Source organism: Methylophilales bacterium MBRSF5 (assembly GCA_001044335.1).
Lineage (GTDB): Bacteria > Pseudomonadota > Gammaproteobacteria > Burkholderiales > Methylophilaceae > BACL14.
On the sequence record CP011001.1, the window covers coordinates 1,205,679 to 1,225,584 of the forward strand.

At 36.4% G+C, this 19,906-nt stretch carries 16 protein-coding genes; 11 read left to right on the forward strand and 5 right to left on the reverse strand.

Annotated features, from left to right (window positions below; translation table 11 throughout):
• The first annotated feature begins 127 nt into the window (after positions 1-127).
• The 3 genes from UZ34_06460 to UZ34_06470 are packed head-to-tail and all read left to right on the forward strand — an operon-like array spanning position 128 to position 3,829.
• Positions 128-2,017, forward strand: a complete 1,890-nt coding sequence (locus tag UZ34_06460) for a thiamine biosynthesis protein ThiC (GenBank protein ID AKO64981.1) — start codon at positions 128-130, stop codon at positions 2,015-2,017.
• Between the two features lie 6 nt (positions 2,018-2,023).
• Positions 2,024-2,818 carry a UDP-diphosphatase gene (locus UZ34_06465; GenBank protein ID AKO64982.1) on the forward strand — a complete coding sequence of 265 codons (795 nt, stop codon included), beginning with the start codon at positions 2,024-2,026 and terminating at the stop codon, positions 2,816-2,818.
• Positions 2,819-3,829, forward strand: coding sequence for a hypothetical protein (locus UZ34_06470; GenBank protein ID AKO64983.1), 1,011 nt, complete (start codon positions 2,819-2,821; stop codon positions 3,827-3,829).
• Here the strand turns inward: UZ34_06470 and UZ34_06475 are convergent.
• On the reverse strand, positions 3,818-4,255 hold the full coding sequence (locus UZ34_06475; GenBank protein AKO64984.1) for a hypothetical protein: 438 nt from the start codon (positions 4,253-4,255) through the stop codon (positions 3,818-3,820). The two genes, UZ34_06470 and UZ34_06475, sit on opposite strands and share 12 nt — an antisense overlap.
• Before the next feature lie 56 nt (positions 4,256-4,311).
• Here UZ34_06475 and UZ34_06480 point away from each other — a divergent pair, with 56 nt between their 5' ends.
• The gene (locus UZ34_06480; GenBank protein AKO64985.1) at positions 4,312-4,719 is read left to right on the forward strand and encodes a DoxX; all 408 of its coding nucleotides are present in this window, start codon (positions 4,312-4,314) and stop codon (positions 4,717-4,719) included.
• Positions 4,720-4,746: 27 nt separating this feature from the next.
• Here the strand turns inward: UZ34_06480 and UZ34_06485 are convergent, their stop codons facing one another.
• The gene (locus UZ34_06485) at positions 4,747-5,646 is read right to left on the reverse strand and encodes a beta-lactamase (protein ID AKO64986.1); all 900 of its coding nucleotides are present in this window, start codon (positions 5,644-5,646) and stop codon (positions 4,747-4,749) included.
• Between the two features lie 110 nt (positions 5,647-5,756).
• Here UZ34_06485 and UZ34_06490 point away from each other — a divergent pair, with 110 nt between their 5' ends.
• The 7 genes from UZ34_06490 to actP all read left to right on the forward strand — a co-directional run bounded on the left by UZ34_06490 (position 5,757) and on the right by actP (position 12,772).
• Positions 5,757-6,323 carry a cytochrome B561 gene (locus UZ34_06490; protein AKO65189.1) on the forward strand — a complete coding sequence of 189 codons (567 nt, stop codon included), beginning with the start codon at positions 5,757-5,759 and terminating at the stop codon, positions 6,321-6,323.
• Between the two features lie 35 nt (positions 6,324-6,358).
• Complete coding sequence (locus tag UZ34_06495) at positions 6,359-7,108, forward strand: hypothetical protein (GenBank protein AKO64987.1); 750 nt, start codon at positions 6,359-6,361, stop codon at positions 7,106-7,108.
• Positions 7,101-8,324, forward strand: coding sequence for a glycosyl transferase (locus UZ34_06500; protein ID AKO64988.1), 1,224 nt, complete (start codon positions 7,101-7,103; stop codon positions 8,322-8,324). The genes UZ34_06495 and UZ34_06500 overlap by 8 nt, the downstream gene beginning before the upstream one ends.
• Entirely contained in the window at positions 8,308-10,023 is a 1,716-nt protein-coding gene (locus tag UZ34_06505; GenBank protein AKO64989.1) for an alpha-amylase, read from the forward strand. The genes UZ34_06500 and UZ34_06505 overlap by 17 nt, the downstream gene beginning before the upstream one ends.
• Before the next feature lie 45 nt (positions 10,024-10,068).
• Positions 10,069-10,917 (forward strand): radical SAM protein, encoded by an 849-nt coding sequence (locus tag UZ34_06510; GenBank protein ID AKO64990.1) that lies wholly within the window; start codon positions 10,069-10,071, stop codon positions 10,915-10,917.
• A 71-nt stretch (positions 10,918-10,988) separates the two neighbouring features.
• Complete coding sequence (locus UZ34_06515; protein ID AKO64991.1) at positions 10,989-11,213, forward strand: hypothetical protein; 225 nt, start codon at positions 10,989-10,991, stop codon at positions 11,211-11,213.
• A complete protein-coding gene (gene actP, locus UZ34_06520) occupies positions 11,210-12,772 on the forward strand; it encodes an acetate permease (protein AKO64992.1) in 1,563 nt (520 codons plus the stop codon). The genes UZ34_06515 and actP overlap by 4 nt, the downstream gene beginning before the upstream one ends.
• On the opposite strand, the gene UZ34_06525 is transcribed toward actP, so the two are convergent.
• From UZ34_06525 to UZ34_06535, 3 genes are read right to left on the reverse strand one after another with little or no spacing between them, the layout of a single operon-like run.
• A complete protein-coding gene (locus UZ34_06525) occupies positions 12,769-13,824 on the reverse strand; it encodes a uroporphyrinogen decarboxylase (GenBank protein AKO64993.1) in 1,056 nt (351 codons plus the stop codon). The two genes, actP and UZ34_06525, sit on opposite strands and share 4 nt — an antisense overlap.
• A 5-nt stretch (positions 13,825-13,829) precedes the next feature.
• Positions 13,830-15,257: a glutamate synthase gene (gltD, locus tag UZ34_06530; GenBank protein ID AKO64994.1), complete on the reverse strand. Its 1,428-nt coding sequence runs from the start codon at positions 15,255-15,257 to the stop codon at positions 13,830-13,832.
• Positions 15,257-19,882, reverse strand: coding sequence for a glutamate synthase (locus UZ34_06535; protein ID AKO64995.1), 4,626 nt, complete (start codon positions 19,880-19,882; stop codon positions 15,257-15,259). The genes gltD and UZ34_06535 overlap by 1 nt, the downstream gene beginning before the upstream one ends.
• Positions 19,883-19,906 lie beyond the last annotated feature (24 nt).

Below are 19,906 nucleotides of genomic sequence, written 5' to 3' on the forward strand. Positions count from 1 at the left end.
CAATGTTTAAATATTTGCTGGGGGTCAATTTTATATTGTGAGAAACACCCTTGGAACCTGATTCGGATAATACCGACGTAGGGAATGCAAAAGATGCACTCCTTACTTTTCAACTTAAGGAGACTTAATGAACGCACCAGATAAAAATATTAATCAACAACCTGATTTTAATAAATCAGATGCGACGATTGATCCTAACGCATTACATTCTTTTAAAAATTCAAAAAAGATATACGTTGAAGGAAACCATAATATCAAAGTTCCTTTCCGTGAAATAAGCCTTTCTGATACTGCCTCACAATTTGGTGCTGAAAAAAATAATCCTGTTGTTGTTTATGATACATCTGGTCCGTATACCGACCCAGCATATCAAATTGATATTCGAAATGGTTTGCCAGCATTACGATCTCAATGGATTCTTGATAGAGGAGATGTTGAAGAATTAGATGGGCCAACTTCAGATTTCGGTAAAGAAAGACAAAGCGATCCAGAGCTTGAAAAAATGCGTTTTAATTTAAAAAGAAAACCTTTAAAAGCAAAACCTGGGCAAAACGTTTCACAAATGCATTATGCCAAAAAAGGAATCATTACGCCTGAGATGGAATACATTGCCATCCGTGAAAATCAGAGAAGAGAAGGGATTTCAGAATTCATTCAAACACAACACCCAGGACAGAGTTATGGTGCATCTATTCCAAAATTAATCACTCCAGAGTTTGTGAGAGAAGAAGTTGCAAAAGGAAGAGCTATTATCCCAGCAAATATTAATCACCCCGAAACTGAACCAATGATTATCGGTAGGAATTTTTTAGTTAAAATTAATGCCAATATTGGAAATTCAGCACTTGGATCAAGTATTAGTGAAGAAGTTGAAAAAATGGTGTGGGGAACTCGATGGGGGGCTGATACCGTCATGGATCTATCTACAGGAAAAAATATTCATGAAACTCGTGAGTGGATCGTTAGAAACAGTCCTGTGCCTATTGGAACAGTTCCAATCTATCAGGCCTTAGAAAAGGTTGATGGCAAGGCGGAAGATTTAACTTGGGAAATATTTAAAGATACTTTAATCGAGCAGGCAGAACAGGGCGTTGATTATTTTACTATCCATGCTGGAGTGAGGTTGGAGTATATTCCTATGACGGCTAAACGAATGACTGGCATTGTCAGTCGTGGTGGTTCAATCATGGCCAAATGGTGCTTGGCTCATCATAAAGAATCTTTTCTCTACACACACTTCGAAGAAATTTGTGAAATTATGAAAGCCTATGACGTGAGTTTCAGTCTCGGTGACGGGTTACGTCCTGGCTCTATTTATGATGCTAATGATGAAGCACAATTTGCAGAGTTAAAAACTCTAGGTGAGCTTACCAAGATAGCATGGAAGCATGATGTTCAAACAATGATTGAAGGCCCAGGTCATGTCCCAATGCACATGATCAAAGAAAATATGGACTTACAATTAGAACATTGTCATGAAGCTCCCTTTTATACTTTAGGCCCTCTGACAACAGATATTGCTCCTGGATATGATCATATTACATCTGGAATTGGTGCCGCAATGATTGGTTGGTATGGATGTGCGATGCTCTGTTATGTAACACCTAAAGAACATCTAGGCCTTCCTGATAAAGAAGATGTCAGAGAAGGAATTATTACCTATAAAATTGCAGCGCATGCTGCAGATCTTGCTAAAGGTCACCCGGGTGCACAGATAAGAGATAATGCCCTTTCAAAAGCACGATTTGAATTTAGATGGGAGGACCAGTTTAATTTAAGTCTCGATCCTGAAAAAGCAAAAGAATTTCATGATGAAACTCTTCCTCAAGAAGGAGCCAAGCAGGCTCATTTTTGCTCCATGTGTGGGCCACACTTCTGTTCGATGAAGATTACACAAGATGTAAGGGAGTATGCTAAAGAAAAAGGGATCTCAGAAGAAGAGGCTTTAAAAGACGGAATGGAGCAAAAATCTATTGAGTTTGTAAAAAAAGGTTCTGAAGTTTACCAAAAAGTTTAAACTTCAATGACCTTAATTTTCTTTATTCAGGCAGTTGTATTAGGAGTTATTGAAGGTCTCACAGAGTTTTTACCTATCAGCTCCACTGGTCATTTGATCATTGGAGCTCATCTCATTAACGCCAACCATCCCAACATTGAAGTTTTTGAAATTTTTATTCAGCTCGGCGCAATACTAGCCATCATCTATGAATATAGAATTCAACTGCTTAATAAAACACTTCATCTCTCTGACCAGAAATCAAAAACATTCTTTTCAAACATTTTTTTAGCATTTCTACCTGCAGCAATTGTAGGATTAGCATTCCATGATGTGATCAAAAAATTTCTATTTAATCCTATTGTTGTTAGCTGTGCTTTGATTATTGGAGGGATACTAATATTGCTGATTGAAAAGAAAACAAATATTGGATCAACAAAAACTGTAGACCATATCTCTCATAAGCAATCTCTTGGAATTGGATTGTTTCAATGTTTAGCATTAATTCCTGGAACATCAAGGTCTGGAGCAACAATTATGGGAGGGCTACTTTTAAAATTAGATCGAAAAACAGCGACCGAATTTTCATTTTTTTTAGCAATCCCCATTATGTTCGCTGCCTCATTTTATGATTTACTTAAAAACCTTCATAGCCTCTCATCAGATGACTTATGGTTTTTCTTAATTGGACTTTCTACGGCTTTTATATCAGCGCTGATAGTAGTTCGATTTCTAATAAAATTTGTTGCTCATAATGATTTTAAAATTTTTGCCTACTATCGGATTCTTATCGGGATCATTTTTCTAATTCTTTTTTATTAGATGATAATTTCACAGTCCCAAAAAAAATTTTCAAATAAAATTTTGCGATGGCATAAACAACATGGAAGGTATGATCTTCCATGGCAAAAAAATAAAGATCCTTACTTTGTGTGGGTGTCAGAAATAATGCTTCAACAAACCCAGGTCAGCACCGTTATCCCTTTCTATATTAAATTTATTGATCGATTTCAAAATATCAAACATCTAGCTGAAGCCTCTGAAGACGAAGTCATGTCTCACTGGAGTGGTCTTGGGTTTTATTCAAGAGCGAGAAACCTTCATAAAACTGCGAGAATTATTGCCGAGCAATATTCTTGTAAATTTCCGGATACGTTTGAAAGCTTAATTCAACTTCCAGGAATTGGGAGATCAACGGCCGGAGCAATTTTGTCATTTTGCTTTAAAAAAAAATTTGCTATTTTGGATGGCAATGTCAAACGAGTGTTAACTCGTTTTTTTGGCATTCAAGAAAGCATAAGTTTAGCTAAAACAGAAAAAGATTTATGGGATCTTAGCGAGCAACTATTACCTGATGGTGACATTGATATTTATACTCAAGGCATAATGGATTTTGGGGCCACATTGTGTACTCCCAAAAACCCTCAATGTCATTTCTGCCCAATGAATCAGACATGTATTGCAAAACAAAATAATTTAACCGAAACCATTCCTGTAAAAAATAAAACGAAAACCAAGGAGGACCAATCAACCGAATTTTATATTTATGAATGTAATAAACAAATACTATTAGTCAAAAATAGAATAGGAGTTTGGAGTGGGTTATGGATTCCTCCTCAAAAAAATTATTTAAGAAAAAAAAACAACCTTATCAAGCAAGGTGAAAGACAATGTGTCTTTTCACATTATCGATTAAAGTACAAATACTTTTTAATTAAAATTACCAACAAATCAGATTTGATGGTTGATGGACTGTGGTTTGATTGGAAAGAAATACCAGAGCTTGGGCTCCCAGCTCCGATTAAGTCGCTGTTAATTAGTTTAACGAACTAACTCCATATCATAATGAATAATTCCAGCATCTAAGTATTTGTTCCCTCTAATTTGAAATAAGTTTTTTTCATAAAAAGGGATGGCTTGCTCTTGGGCTGATAACATAATTTTTTTTGAATATTGCCAGCTATCAACCTGATTAATAATATTTGATAACAAAAATGACCCCATCCCTAACCTTCTATATTTTTTCCTTACAGCCATTCGGCCAATATGAATTTTTTGTTTAATCAGAACCCTTGCATAGGCAATTAAAATGTCATTAGATAAAATACCAACATGATGTGCGTCTTCATCATCTTTATCCCACTCAAGTTCCTCTGGAATATTTTGTTCTTTGATAAACACCTCTGTCCTTAAATCTTTGATAATTTGAATATCTTTAGCCCAAGATAGGAGGACAAATTTTTTGTCGTTAACTTGCATAGTTTTTATTTTAAAGGCATCATCTTATTCAATTAAATAAATTATAAGGAAATATAATGTCTAAACACATTGGTCTCATATCAAGAATCTTGTTAGCTCAGATCTTTTTTATTTCTATTCTTTTTATTTTAAATAACATTATCTCCACACCAGGAGGTTATGGAATGTATCAAGATATGCTGGGGGCAAGGGGATTACCAGGAATCATGGCGCCGATTAGCATTCTTGTTCAATTTGTTGGTGGTTTAGCGCTAATCCTTGGTTATAAAACTAAAATTTCTGCATACGTATTATCTGCTTATTCTATCTTATGGGCATTAATTTACTTCATGAACGCTATGCAAGGTCAACCAGTCCTTATTATGAGTCTCTTATATGTCGCAATAGCAGGCGGCCTTCTCTTGGTTGGTGCTCATCCTGAAAATGCAGGATGCAGCCTTGATCAAAAACTTGCAAAAAAATAGTTTATTAAATGATGGGAATAAAAATTTTTATTCCCATTCCATCATTGGAAAAATACGATTAACATTTCTTTTATTCTGAACATCAAATAACAGCCACTCCTCCTTTAATGAGCTAGCTGCGTTTTCCATAGCAAACTCCAAAGACTCTCCTTTATCAATAAATTTGCGGACATCATCTCTTAATTGAATAAGGTAATTTAAAATAGGTTGAATTGCCTCATTCTTTAGTGAAGGTTGTCCATGGCCCGGGATCACTAAGTCAATCTGTTTTTTATTTATTACCTCTAAAGCTTTTATGAAACCATGAATATTTCCGTCGATAACTGGCGTTCTTTCTCGAAAGACCAAATCACCCGTCCATAATGTTCTGGTATTTTGATCGAAAATAATCATATCTGCTTCAGTATGTGCATCTGGGAAAGACTGAAGCGTAATTTGTCGTTCACCAAGATCTATAATTTTATCCTTGCCTATCTCCACCATATTGTTAGGTAAAATAAGTGGGCTATCTTTAGAAACTTTACCTAAATACTTTTCGTTTAATTTGCTATAAATCTCTTCTCGAGACTTCATCGCTTTGGTTAGGTTTGCGTGACCATATATTTCGGCTTCGGAAAAGACCACATTGCCGTATATATGATCTAAATGAGGATGGGTATTGATGACATATTTAATTGGTTGATTAAAATTTTCAGTAATATATTTTTTTAATTCTTGTCCGACAAGATTACTTCCACCAGAGTCAATCACCGCAATAGAATCATTACCAACAATAAATCCGATATTGCATATATCTCCATCATAGCCAACATCCACATCAAGGTGTTTACCAACATGAACATAGATACCTGGAGCAACTTCTTTAACAAATGCATTAACATTGATTGCAACAAGCAAAAGAAATAAAAAGATATAATGTTTTAACATTAGTCCTACTATATTGATATTTATTTATTTAAGGTCTATATTAGCTGTTAATGGCAAAAGTTAAAAATAATTATTTTGGTCCAAAAAAAGATAGGTATAACAATGTAGCCATTTTGCTGCATTGGTTACTAGCTATTGGGATAATTTTTATGTTTATTCTAGGAACATATATGGAAGAACTTCCCAAAGGTGGCACGAAAGTAACTAACTTTGATCTCTTTGACTTAGGATTAATAACAATTGAATCATCCAAAGAAATGTCAGTAAGGTCATTTTACTTTACATTGCATAAATCTATTGGCGTAACCATTTTTTTCCTTGTTTTATTTAGAATATACTGGCGACTGACTCATAAACCGCCAAAAATGCTATCTAGCATGAGTGCTCTTGAGGTGAAATTAGCTACTGCAACCCACCACGCGTTTTATCTTTTAATGTTTTTAATACCATTAACAGGAATTATTATGTCGGTTGGTAGTAAATATGGTGTTCATTGGTTTGGAATTCCTTTTCTTCCAGGAATAGATAATGAAACCTTAAGAGAGTTATTTAAAGAATTCCATGAGATATTTGGACTTATTTTATTATTATTTTTTATTCTTCATTTTGCAGGTGCAATTAAACACTCCTTAGTCAATAAAGACGGTGTCCTCAAAAGAATGTGGTTCCACAAATAATTCAAACTATTTACTGTTAACAATTTCTAATTCCTATGCGGAATTACATTATTTTTTCAGACCTCGATGGCACACTTCTTGATCATAAAACATACACTTTCGGGCCAGCCTCCGAAGCCCTGTCTGTTATAAAATCACGCAAGATTCCTTTAATCCTTTCCTCAAGTAAAACGAAAGCTGAAATTGAAAGAATACAGTCCAAATTAATTATTGAAGATCCTTTCATATTTGAAAATGGATCAGGTGTTTTTTATAACAATCAAGTCACTAGCTTTGGAATTAACTTAACCGAAATTCACGACAAAATAATCCCTTTGCAAAAAACTTTTAATTTTAATTGTTACTCTATGCTACCAATTGAGGAAGCGGTTCACTTTACCGGGCTACCAATAGAGGAGGCTATGTTCTCACAACAAAGGCACTTCTCAGAACCCATTATTTGGCTTGATGATGAAGATAAAAAAATTGATTTTATTCAAAGCATTCATCTATTAGGGCTGCATGCTGCCCAAGGTGGTCGATTTTTAACCATTTCATCGCACCACGATAAAGCAAAAGCACTAAAATGGATCAAAAATACTCTCGAAAAAGATTGTCAAACAGAATTTATCAGCATTGCATTGGGTGATGGAGAAAATGATATTAATATGATTGACGCATGTGACATTAAGATATTGATTAAAAATAAAAATGAACACTTGCATAAAGCTGGCTGGGTCATGAGCAAGGTGAGTGGACCCTCTGGCTGGAATCAAGAAATAATGAAAGTATTAAATAATGAGTGATTTTTATCAAAATGGGATTATCAGCACCCTTCATAATTTAAGAACACAGTCCTTAGATGATTTAGAAAAAAATTTAGAGTCATTTGCTAAATCAAGGCCAATGACTTTGGTTCTGCCCAGTTTATTTTCTGAACTTGAAAAACCAGCACTTCAATTAATAGTGGACGAGCTAAAAAAGGTTAATTATCTAAATTCAATTGTTATCGGTTTAGATCAAGCGACAAAAGAAGAGTATAAGTATGCATTACATTTTTTCAATCAACTTCCTCAAAAACACTTTGTTTTATGGAATGACGGTCCACGCTTAAAAAAAATAGATGATAAACTCAAAAAGTTTGGTCTATCTCCAAAAGAGTTAGGTAAAGGACGAAACGTCTGGTTTTGTTTTGGATTTGTCCTCGCAGATGGCAGCGCAAAGTCAGTTGCTCTACATGATTGTGATATTGTCACTTATAATCGAGAATTACTAGCGCGTCTAATTTATCCAGTTGCTAATCCAAATTTTAATTATCAATTTTGTAAAGGCTATTATTCAAGAGTGGCTAATGAAAAAATTAATGGCAGAGTCTGTCGTCTTCTTGTCACTCCTTTGATAAGATCTTTAAAAAAAATCTTCAATGACAATGAATATTTAAATTACCTTGATAGTTTCAGATATGCACTGGCTGGAGAATTTTCAATGCGCACTGAAGTGCTTAATGATATCCGTATTCCCAGTGACTGGGGTTTGGAAATAGGTGTGCTTTCTGAGGTCAATAGAAATTACTCAAATAATCATTTATGTCAGGTTGATATTGCCGATCATTATGATCATAAACATCAGGACTTAAGTTTAGATGATCAAGAAAAAGGATTATCAAAAATGTCCATTGATATTTGTAAGTCCATCTTCAGAAAACTTGCAACCAACGGACATGTTTTCAATTCTGAAACCTTTAGATCCATCAAAGCTACATATTTTCGTATTGCCCTAGATTTTATTGAAACTTACAACAATGATGCTCTGATGAATGGACTTAAATTAGATATTCATTCCGAAGAAAAAGCTGTTGAAATGTTTGCACAAAATATTCTTGACGCTGGAAATAGCTACTTAGACAATCCAATGGAAACCCCTTTTATACCATCTTGGACAAGGGTTAATAGTGCCATTCCTGATTTACAAAAAGAATTTATATCAGCAGTTACAGAGGATATGAATGAGTTTTCAAAATAAAATCTGTGAGCAAATACTTAATCATCTCAATGTCATTTATCCCAAATCAAATAATACCCATTTAACTAACAAGATCTTTTCTATTTTTTTTGAAAAAAAATCACCCAAACAACATTTAATTCAAAACAGATGGGATGAGTCAGATGTTGCCTTAATTACTTATCTAGATACGTTCTATGATGATGATGAAAAAAATATTCAGACTTTGAATAAAGTGCTAAATACTTATCTTCAAGACAGTGTATCAATTATCCATCTCCTTCCTTTTTTTCCCTATAGTTCAGATGATGGTTTTGCCGTTATTGATTATTTAAAAATTAAAAGAGGGTTAGCTACCTGGAGTGATATTAAAAAACTTTCCTCTAAATATAAAATTATGGCTGATCTTGTAATTAACCATTGCTCAAGTGAGTCAGAATGGTTTCAACAATTCTTAAATAATCAACTTCCAGGGAAAAAATTTTTTTTAGATTATGAGGATAAGTTTGATACTTCTAAAATTGTCAGGCCTAGAAGTCACGACTTATTGCAGTTATTTAAAACAAAAAAAAATAAAAAATATGTGTGGTGTACTTTTAGTAGGGATCAAGTAGATTTAAATTTCAAAAATAAAGATGTTTTAATTGAATTTTTAAAGATTATTAAATTTTATCTAGACCAGGGTATTTCAATTTTACGATTAGATGCTGTTGCATTTCTTTGGAAAGAGCTTGGAACAAATTGTATAAATCTGAATGAAACTCACGAGATTATAAAGCTATTTAGACTGCTGCTCGATGCTAGCTCCCAAAAAACATTTTTAATTACAGAGACGAACCTTCCTAACAAAGAAAATCTTGATTATTTCGGGAATGGTAATGAAGCGCAATTAATATATAACTTTTCACTTCCTCCTTTAATTCTTTATTCCATGCTTTATGGTAATTCGACTATCTTAAGAAAATGGCTTATGTCTATGCCTCCTCCAATGGAAGGGACTACTTACTTTAATTTTATTGCTTCTCATGATGGAATCGGAATGAGGCCTGCAGAAGGGTTGATATCGGAAAGAAATATCAAAGCTATCTTAAAAAGAATGAAAGAGTTTGGGGGCGAAGTTTCTTATCGCAAGGTTGAAAATAAAAGTAAACCATATGAAATCAATATTGCACTAATTGATGCCCTTAAGGGAACAATTAATAATCTAGATAATTTTCAAATCCACAGATTTATATGTGCGCATGCAATTATGTTAAGCCTTGAGGGAATTCCAGCTATCTATGTTCATAGTTTTTTTGGAACAGAAAATGATTACGCTGGAATGCAATCAACAAAACAGAAAAGAAGTATCAATAGAAAACGATATGGTTTAAAAGACCTAAGCAATAAGATGAATAAAAAGACAATCCATTCTTCTGTCTTAAAACAGCTTAATTCTTTAATTTCTATTCGAAAAAAACAACCAGCATTTCATCCAAATGCAACACAATTTACATTGAACCTGGGAGAAAAAATATTTGCTTTGTGGAGACAATGTCAAAATAGAAAACAGAGCATTTTTGTCTTATGTAATATTACGAATCAGAAACAGCCGGTTGATCTTAATGAAATAAATTTAATTTTCAATAAAAACTGGATAGATCTCATTTCCAATAAGAAAATTGAATCTAAAAAGATTTCTTTAAAGCCATATCAAACGATGTGGATTAGCAATTATTAATTTTTGTAAATTAAAGCCAGCTTAAAATTAGCTATAATTGAAGACATGAACAAAAAAACTTATGTCCTTCATGCTGAAGATCATGATAGAAATATATTCGATTCAAAATATGTTTATCCTGTTGTCTCACGCAGAGCTGGGGGATTGTCTTTAGGGGTAAATCTCAATACCAATAATGCATGTAATTGGCAATGTATTTATTGTGAAATTCCAAACCTCACAAGAGGTGGTCCGGAACCCATCCAAGTTGAATTTTTAAAAGATGAGTTAAACTTTTGGATTGATCAAATAATAAATTCTAACTTTTTAAAAGAAAATACTCCCCCCGGGACAACCTTTGCCGATGTAGCCCTATCAGGAAATGGAGAGCCCACTGCAGCACCAGAATTTTTAGAGGTTTTAGAAATTATCATTGCAAGTTTAAAAGAACATAAACTAATTGATAAAATTCCTGTTCGCTTAATTACAAACGGAAGCTTTATCAGCAAAAAAATAGAATGCCTTAATATTTTTAATCGCTATCATGGTGAGGTCTGGTTCAAAATTGATGCAGCTGACGAAGGCTCTATAAAACTAATCAATCAAGTTAATTTAGATCCAAATTCAATGATTAATAATTTAAAAAAATGTGCAGAGGCTTGTCAGACAGTGATTCAAACCTGCCTATTAAAAATTAATCATCAAGTTCCGACAAACGATTTTTTAAAAAATTATTCAAGACTAATTAAACCTTACGAAAAGTTAATTAAAAAAATTGATCTTTATAGCTTGGCAAGACCATCCTTACAGAATAATCAAGATATTTCTATTGAAAGATTATCTTTAGACGAACTTAATCATATTAAGAACATATTACAAAAACAATTGACAATTAAAATCGATGTTTTTCCATGAGTAACTTTAGTTATTAATGTTATATTTACAACATGAAAGATATAAGTCATCTAATAAGTATCAAAAAGAAAATGGTTGTGCCGCTCTTATTTATAATCATATTCTCCTATTTCTTATTTATTATTTGCATTGCTTATTTTCCTGAATTTTTAGGTCAGCAATTTTTTAATTCCACAATCTCATATGGAATCGTTTTTGGTTTCTTATTAATTCTCATCATATTTATCGTCACCCTTGTGTATGTATTTTTATCAAATAAGTATTTAGAACCTGAAATCAAAAAAATCACGTCATGAACATCATTGCAGTTAGTTTATTTTTACTTTTTGTATTTGTAACGCTTTATATTACCTATTGGGCAGCGAAACAAATCTCTAACCGAGACTCTTTCTATACGGCCGGTGGAAATATATCTGGTTTTCAGAATGGACTAGCTATTTCAGGTGATTTTATGTCAGCCGCATCTTTTTTAGGGATCTCAGGCCTTGTCTTTGCAACAGGTTTTGATGGACTCATTTATTCAATTGGATTCTTAGTAGGATGGCCAATAGTTCTCTTATTAATCGCGGAACCATTAAGAAACTTAGGGAAATATACCTTCGCAGATGTTGCTTCTTATCGGCTTCAACAAAGACCAATCAGAACATTATCAGCCTTGGGCTCTCTAGCAACCGTATCCCTCTATCTGATCGCACAAATGGTTGGTGCAGGAAAATTAATTCAAATCTTGTTTGGCCTTCCTTATGATTTAGCTGTTTATATTGTTGGTGGATTGATGATTTTATATGTCACCTTTGGAGGAATGATTGCAACAACCTGGGTTCAAATCATTAAGGCTGTACTTCTTCTTTTTGGAGCCACATTAATTTCTATTCTGGTCCTATATCAATTCAATTTTAACCTTAATAAATTTTTTGCTACCGCAGTGAATAATCATGAATTAGGATCAAAAATACTTAATCCGGGAGGTCTTATCAAGGATCCTATTTCTGCCATATCATTAGGGTTAGCACTGATGTTTGGTACCGCAGGATTACCACACATATTAATGCGTTTTTTTACAGTAAAAGACTCGATTCAGGCAAGAAAATCCGTAGTCTATGCTACCGGCTTTATAGGATATTTTTATATTCTGACCTTCATCATTGGCTTTGGAGCCATCATTCTCGTTGGCTCCAATACCGACTATCTAAATCCTGAGGGTGGGCTAATTGGAAATAATAATATGGCAGCAATCCACCTTGCTCATGCCGTTGGTGGTGATGTGTTACTTGGATTTATTTCGGCTGTTGCCTTTGCTACTATCTTGGCGGTTGTATCAGGATTAACTTTAGCCGGTGCATCAGCCATATCTCACGATATCTATGCCAATGTAATTAATTCTTCAAACAAAAATGAGAAAAAAGAATTATTTGTTTCAAGAATTGCCACGATTTTCCTAGGTATTTTGGCAATTTTTCTAGGCATCATATTTGAAAAACAAAATATTGCTTTTATGGTCGGGCTTGCTTTTGCTATCGCAGCCAGTACTAATTTTCCAATTATATTTTTATCCATGTTCTGGAAAAATCTAACGACAAGGGGGGCTTTTCTTGGTGGGTTAATTGGTCTTTTAGTGACCATCGCATTGGTCATCCTCAGTCCTGTTGTTTGGGTAGATGTTTTCCATTTTAGTGAAGCCATTTTCCCTTATAAGTATCCAGCTTTGTTCTCTATGACTACAACATTCTTTTTTGTTATTTTTATATCTTTATCAGATCGATCAAGTCAGGCAATAAAAGATAAAAAAGGATTTCAGGAACAATTCTATCGATCCATTACTGGGATTGGGATAGAAGAGGGTAAAAAACATTAATGATATTTTTTACTGTACTCTTTCAACACATCGAGCATTAATGTCACTTTAGCAGGATCAGTGAATTGGGTAATGCCATGTCCAAGATTAAATATATGACCTTCACCATGGCCGTAATCATCGATAACTGATTTGACTGTGTCTTCAATTTTCTTATCGGATCCTAATAGGATTGCTGGGTCCATATTTCCTTGAAGCGCTACTTTATCTTTTGTTAATTCTCTTGCAGTTTTTAAACTGGTTTGCCAATCAAGCCCTATTGCATTGGATCCCGCTTTTAATTGTTGATTTATCCATTGTCCACCGCCTTTGGTGAATATTATTTTTGGCACATCACCAAAGCCAAGGATATTAAGGTTATCTATAATGACTTTCATGAAATTCAATGATAATTTTTCATATTCCATATGACTTAATGCCCCACCCCAGGAATCAAAAATCATCACTGCATCTGCCCCTGCCTTGATTTGTTCAGCAAGATATTGACTCACTGTTTCCGCATTAATTTTTAAAATATGATGCATTAGGTCATCACGCTCATATGCCATTTTTTTTACATTCAAAAAATCTGAACCACCTTTACCTTCAACCATATATGTCGCAAGTGTCCATGGACTTCCAGCAAATCCAATTAGGGGGACTCTATTTTGTAAAGCATCTTTAATTGAACGAACAGCATCAAAAACATAAGACAATTTTTCCATGGATGGAATGTCGAGTTTGTGAACGGATGATTCATCGATTAATGGATTTGAAAACATAGGACCCTCACCAGGCAGAAAATTTAATCCCAGACCCATGGCATCAGGGATGGTCAAAATATCAGAGAATAAAATAGCGGCATCTAAGTGAGGATAACGGTCTAAGGGCTGCATGGTGACTTCAGTAGCAAAAGATGTGTTCCGACAAAGATCCATAAAAGACCCAGCATTTTTTCGAGTGTCTCTATATTCAGGCAGGTAGCGGCCAGCTTGCCTCATTATCCATGCAGGAGTGTAGGATGTCTTTTCAAGTCTTAATGTCTTAAGAAATGAATCATTTAATAGATTCATGATGATTATCTAGGTAGCGAGGTGCTTCCCATGAGATATTCATCAACCGCATGAGCACATTGTCTACCTTCACGAATTGCCCACACCACTAATGACTGACCTCTTCTCATGTCCCCAGCTGCAAATACTTTATCTCGTGACGTAAAGTAAGCTTTTTTGCCTTCAGTATCTGCCTTAACATTGCCACGAGCATCTTTGTCAACACCAAATTTTTCAAGAATCGATTGTTGGGGGCTAACAAAACCCATTGCCAATAAAACAAGATCCGCTTTAATTCTGAACTCTGAGTTTGGTATTTCAGCCATCTTGCCATCTTTCCATTCGACTCGGCTAGCAACCAATTCTTTTACAACGCCATTGTCGCCAATCAATTCTTTGGTAGCAACAGACCAATCACGATCACAACCTTCTTCGTGTGAGCTTGAGGTTCTCAGTTTCAGGGGCCAGTATGGCCACACCATCGATTTATTTTCTTTTTCAGGTGGCTGTGGCATCAATTCAAATTGCGTCACTGATTTTGCACCATGACGGTTAGACGTCCCAACACAATCCGAACCAGTATCGCCGCCACCAATCACCACCACGTGTTTATCAGTCGCTAGAATCTGTTCTGACAACTTATCTCCAGCAACCACTTTATTTTGTGAGGGTAAAAAATCCATTGCAAAATGAACGCCGTCAAGTTCTCTTCCAGGAACGGGAAGGTCTCTTGGCCATTCAGCGCCACCTGATAAAATCACCGCATCGTAATCTTTAATTAAATCGTCAGGATGAATATTTTCACCGACATTATGGTTAGTTAAAAAATTAACCCCTTCAGCAGCCATCTGCTCCATTCGTCGATCAATATGAGATTTTTCCATTTTAAAGTCGGGGATTCCATATCGAAGGAGTCCGCCAATACGATCATTTTTTTCCATTAGGTCCACATCATGGCCTGCACGGGCTAATTGTTGTGCTGCTGCTAAACCAGCTGGGCCAGAACCAACAATGGCAATTTTTTTGCCAGTTTTCTTGTCTGCTACCTGAGGTTTTACCAGGCCTAGTTCCCATGCTTTATCAATAATCGCATGTTCAATTGATTTAATCCCAACCGCATCGGAATTAATATTTAGGGTACAAGCAGCCTCACATGGTGCTGGGCATATTCTTCCAGTAAACTCAGGAAAGTTATTAGTAGAATGCAGCACCTTGATTGCTTCTTCCCAATTTTGGCGATACACCAGGTCATTCCAGTCAGGAATAATATTATTTACAGGGCATCCATTATTACAAAAAGGGATCCCGCAATCCATACATCGGGCGCCTTGAACTTTGGCTTCTTCATCCGTTAAGTGCAGAACAAACTCTTTATAATTCTTTACTCGTTCATGAGGAGGAATATTTTGTTCAGATAGCCTATCAAACTCTAAAAATCCTGTTGCTTTACCCATTACACTGTTTCCTTGTTTGTTTTTTCTTGCAGCTCATTTAAAGCTCTTCGATATTCATTTGGCATGACTTTGACAAAATGATTCAACATATCATCCCAATTATCAAGAATATGTTTTGCTACTTTACTATTGGTATATTTCAAATGATCACTGACTAAGGTTTTTAAGATCACTTCATCCGGTTGATTTAGATGTTGAGCTTCACTCGGTTGTGCATTCGCTGGTAACACTTTTTCTAACGTGACCATCGATTTATTGCAATTGGCTTCAAACGTCTTATTCACATCAAATATATAAGCTACACCGCCTGACATACCGGCCGCGAAGTTTTGACCTGTCGGTCCAAGCACGGTAACTGTTCCGCCCGTCATATATTCACACCCATGATTACCGACCCCTTCAACTACAGCGCTGGCTCCAGAATTTCTTACACAGAATCTTTCTCCAGCAATGCCGCTGAAGAATGTTTTGCCAGATGTCGCACCGTACATCACTGTATTACCTACAATGATATTTTCAGATGCTTTTGCATTGAAAGTTTTCGGAGGTTTGATGATAATTTTTCCACCACACAAACCCTTGCCAACATAGTCATTACCTTCACCCTCTAGATTAAATGTAATGCCTTTTGCTAAAAAAGCCCCAAAACTTTGTCCAGCGGTTCCAGATAAATTCACTTGAATTGAGTCTTCAGGAAGTCCGTCATTGCCATATCTCTTCGCAATCTCGTGAGAAAGAAGCGTGCCAGCAGTTCGATTAATATTGGTAATTGGGGTATCAATGACACAAGAACCTTTATTCTCAATCGCATCTTTTGCTTGCTTAATCAGTTCATGATCAAGTGCCTTGTCTAGGCCGTGATCTTGAGTTTCTTGATGATATGTCCCAACCTCGTCTGACAATTCTGGACGATAGAAAATTTTTGTAAAATCTAGACCGTGTATTTTCCAGTGATTGATACCAGCCTGCATGTCTAAAAGATCTGAACGGCCAATAAGATCATTGAAATGTTTAACACCCAATTCAGCCATAATTTCTCTCACCTCTTCAGCAATAAAGAAGAAGTAATTGACCACATGGTCTGGTTGGCCTGTAAACCTTTTTCTCAATTCAGGGTCTTGAGTTGCCACGCCAACAGGGCATGTATTCAAATGACATTTTCTCATCATGATGCATCCTTCCACCACTAATGGTGCAGTAGCAAAACCAAATTCGTCAGCACCCAGTAGCGCTCCAATGACAACATCTCGTCCGGTTTTCATTTGACCGTCCACTTGTAAAATGACACGGCTTCGTAACTTATTCAGCACAAGAGTTTGTTGTGTTTCTGCAAGTCCAAGCTCCCATGGAGTGCCTGCATGCTTGATCGATGAAAGTGGTGAAGCACCTGTACCCCCATCATGACCTGCGATCACAATGTGGTCTGATTTTGCCTTCGCCACTCCAGCTGCAACGGTGCCGACCCCAGTTTCAGATACCAACTTAACTGATATATCAGCCTGTGGGTTGGCATTTTTTAAGTCATGAATTAACTGAGCCAAATCCTCAATAGAGTAAATATCATGGTGGGGTGGAGGCGAAATTAAGCCAACACCTGGAACAGAAAATCTTAGCTGTGCAATGTACGGACTCACCTTATGACCAGGAAGTTGACCGCCCTCACCAGGTTTAGCGCCCTGGGCCATTTTAATTTGAACTTGATCTGCTGCCGCAAGATATTCAGCTGTTACTCCAAAACGACCGGAAGCAACTTGTTTAATTTTAGACCGTAAAGAGTCTCCTTTTTTAAGCTGAATGTTTGCCTCAATTAAATCTTTTCCAAACATTTCTTCCAAGCTGGAATCCTTAGTCAGCGGTATAAACCTTTTCTTGTCCTCGCCGCCTTCGCCCGTGTTAGATTTACCACCAATACGATTCATTGCGATAGCCAGCGTCGTATGTGCTTCAGTTGAAATCGAGCCTAATGACATGGCGCCGGTTGCAAACCGTTTAACAATTTCGGTGGCTGGCTCAACGTCATCAATTGAAATTGATTTATTGGAGGACTTAAATTGGAATAAACCTCTTAATGTCATAAATCTCTCGGATTGATTGTTAATCAATTCGGCATATTCTTTATACGTTTGGAAATCTTTTTTTCGTGTGGCGTGCTGCAATTTTGCAATGGATTCTGGATTCCACATGTGTTGCTCACCACGAATTCTGAAGGCATACTCACCGCCAGCATCAAGCGCATTGGCTAACACAGGATCGTTTCCAAATGCATCGCTATGTAATTTTTCAGCTTCTACTGAAACTTCGGCTAGACCAATTCCTTCAATATTTGTTGTCGTACCAGTAAAGTATTTTTCAATAAATTTTGAGTTTAAACCGATCGCTTCAAAAATTTGCGCACCACAATAGGATTGGAATGTTGAAATACCCATCTTCGACATAATTTTGTATAAGCCTTTGCCAACTGCCTTTATAAAATTAGTTTGCGCTTGAAGAGCATCATCCGTAATTTCTTTCATGGTCTCAAACACAAGCCATGGACATATTGCTTCAGCGCCGTAACCACCGAGTAATGCAAAATGATGAACCTCTCTTGCAGATCCAGTATCCACAACGAGGCCTGCGTTCGTTCTATTTCCCTCGTGTACTAAAAATTCATGTGTTGCAGAGGAAGCTAACAGTGCAGGGATGGCGATTCGATCATTAGACACATTTCGATCAGATAAAATTAAGATATTAAATCCATCACGAATCGCTTTGTTTGCTTCCTGACAGACATTATCTAAGGCCTGCTGCATTCTTGATTCAGCATTTTCTGCTGTTGATTTTTCGTAAGTAATATCAATCACTTTTGATTTGAAGTGCCCGTTAGTTAGCTGTTGAATTGACTTTAATTGCTCTAATTCCTGAAGACTTAATACAGGCTGGCTAGCTTCAAGGCGCCATGGTGGATTGGTTTCTTCAATACCTAAAAGGTTTGGTTTTGGTCCAATAAAAGTCACCAATGACATCACGATTTCTTCTCTGATCGGATCAATTGGTGGATTCGTGACTTGAGCAAACAACTGTTTAAAGTAATTATATAAAGACTTGGCTTTATTTGATAACACTGGAAGAGCAGCATCATTTCCCATTGATCCTGATGCTTCCTGACCAGATTCAAACATTGGCTGTAGGATAAATTTGATGTCCTCTTGGGAGTAGCCGAAACTTTGCTGGATATCTAAGATTGGTTGAGACATTGTTTTCGATTCTTCAACCTTATCCAAATCTCCTAAGAAAAATCTTGAATCATTGACCCACTTTTCGTAAGGTTTTGCTGATGCTAATAATTTTTTAACTTCTTGATCGTCAATCACTCTGCCGGCATCGGTATCAATTAGCAACATCTTGCCAGGCTCTAATCGCCATTTTTTAACAATCTTTTCTTCTGGGAAAGTAAGAACGCCCATCTCGGATGCCATCATCACCACGCCGTCATCCGTCATCAGATACCTCGCTGGTCGTAATCCATTTCTATCGAGTGTGGCGCCGATCATTTGGCCATCGGTAAAAGCCACTGCGGCAGGTCCGTCCCATGGCTCCATCAATGCTGCGTGATATTCATAAAATGCTTTTCTTTCCTTGTCCATCAGAGGATTACCGGCCCAGGCCTCAGGAATTAACATCATCATGGCATGCGGCAAGCTGTACCCACCAGCCACGAGAAGCTCTAAACAATTATCAAAACAGGCCGAGTCAGATTGACCATCTTCGATTAACGGCCATAGTTTTTCCAAATCCTCACCGAGCAACATCGATTTCATGGTCTCATGTCGCGCATGCATCCAATTCACATTCCCTTGGACCGTATTGATTTCTCCATTGTGCGCAATCATTCTGAAAGGATGAGCAAGATCCCAAGAGGGGAAAGTATTTGTTGAAAAACGCTGGTGCACTAGTGCAATGGCAGAGGTGAATTTTTCATCTTTTAGGTCTTTAAAGTAAACACCGACTTCCGCCGCTAACAACATCCCCTTGTACACGATTGTTCTGGATGACATCGATGGAATGTAAAACTTAGCGCTATCTTCCGGATTCAGTTTATTAACGGCTATTTCAATTCTTTTTCGGATGACAAATAATTTTCTTTCAAAGGCTGTGTGTTTGTCACACTCACTGCTTCTTTGAATAAAAATTTGTTTAATGACTGGTTCAACCTCTTTGGCAGCATCGGCGATGTCAGAATTGTCCACCGGCACATCTCTCCAGCCCAGAGTCGTCTGTCCCTCTTCTTCGACTATTTTTTCAATCAGGGTCTCCACTTCATTTCGAAGTGTGTCGTCTTGGGGGAGGAATAGCATTCCGATGCCGTAATATCCGAAGTCTGGCAATTTAAATCCGGCTTCATTGGCTTCGGCTAAGAAAAATTCATGTGGGATTTGACTTAACAACCCTGCACCGTCACCAAGTTTTGGATCGTACCCAGTTGCTCCTCGGTGGGTGAGGTTGTCTAAGATGGTCAGGCCTTGTGCAACAATTTCATGACTTTTTTTACCATGAATATTTGCAACAAATCCAACGCCACAGGCATCATGTTCGTTAGATGGATTATAAAGACCTTGTTTCTTAATATTTGATTTTTTTGCCATAACTTTTTATCTATCGTTTTAAAT

Bases quoted from the DNA above. Each gene is read 5' to 3' on its own strand.
- UZ34_06470 (AKO64983.1), top strand. From the start codon at position 2,819: ATGATAATTTCACAGTCCCAAAAAAAATTTTCAAATAAAATTTTGCGA.
- gltD (AKO64994.1), bottom strand. From the start codon at position 15,257: ATGGGTAAAGCAACAGGATTTTTAGAGTTTGATAGGCTATCTGAACAA.
- UZ34_06510 (AKO64990.1), top strand. From the start codon at position 10,069: ATGAACAAAAAAACTTATGTCCTTCATGCTGAAGATCATGATAGAAAT.
- UZ34_06495 (AKO64987.1), top strand. From the start codon at position 6,359: ATGCGGAATTACATTATTTTTTCAGACCTCGATGGCACACTTCTTGAT.
- actP (AKO64992.1), top strand. From the start codon at position 11,210: ATGAACATCATTGCAGTTAGTTTATTTTTACTTTTTGTATTTGTAACG.
- UZ34_06480 (AKO64985.1), top strand. From the start codon at position 4,312: ATGTCTAAACACATTGGTCTCATATCAAGAATCTTGTTAGCTCAGATC.
- UZ34_06460 (AKO64981.1), top strand. From the start codon at position 128: ATGAACGCACCAGATAAAAATATTAATCAACAACCTGATTTTAATAAA.
- UZ34_06465 (AKO64982.1), top strand. From the start codon at position 2,024: ATGACCTTAATTTTCTTTATTCAGGCAGTTGTATTAGGAGTTATTGAA.
- UZ34_06535 (AKO64995.1), bottom strand. From the start codon at position 19,882: ATGGCAAAAAAATCAAATATTAAGAAACAAGGTCTTTATAATCCATCT.
- UZ34_06500 (AKO64988.1), top strand. From the start codon at position 7,101: ATGAGTGATTTTTATCAAAATGGGATTATCAGCACCCTTCATAATTTA.
- UZ34_06485 (AKO64986.1), bottom strand. From the start codon at position 5,646: ATGTTAAAACATTATATCTTTTTATTTCTTTTGCTTGTTGCAATCAAT.
- UZ34_06525 (AKO64993.1), bottom strand. From the start codon at position 13,824: ATGAATCTATTAAATGATTCATTTCTTAAGACATTAAGACTTGAAAAG.
- UZ34_06505 (AKO64989.1), top strand. From the start codon at position 8,308: ATGAGTTTTCAAAATAAAATCTGTGAGCAAATACTTAATCATCTCAAT.
- UZ34_06515 (AKO64991.1), top strand. From the start codon at position 10,989: ATGGTTGTGCCGCTCTTATTTATAATCATATTCTCCTATTTCTTATTT.
- UZ34_06475 (AKO64984.1), bottom strand. From the start codon at position 4,255: ATGCAAGTTAACGACAAAAAATTTGTCCTCCTATCTTGGGCTAAAGAT.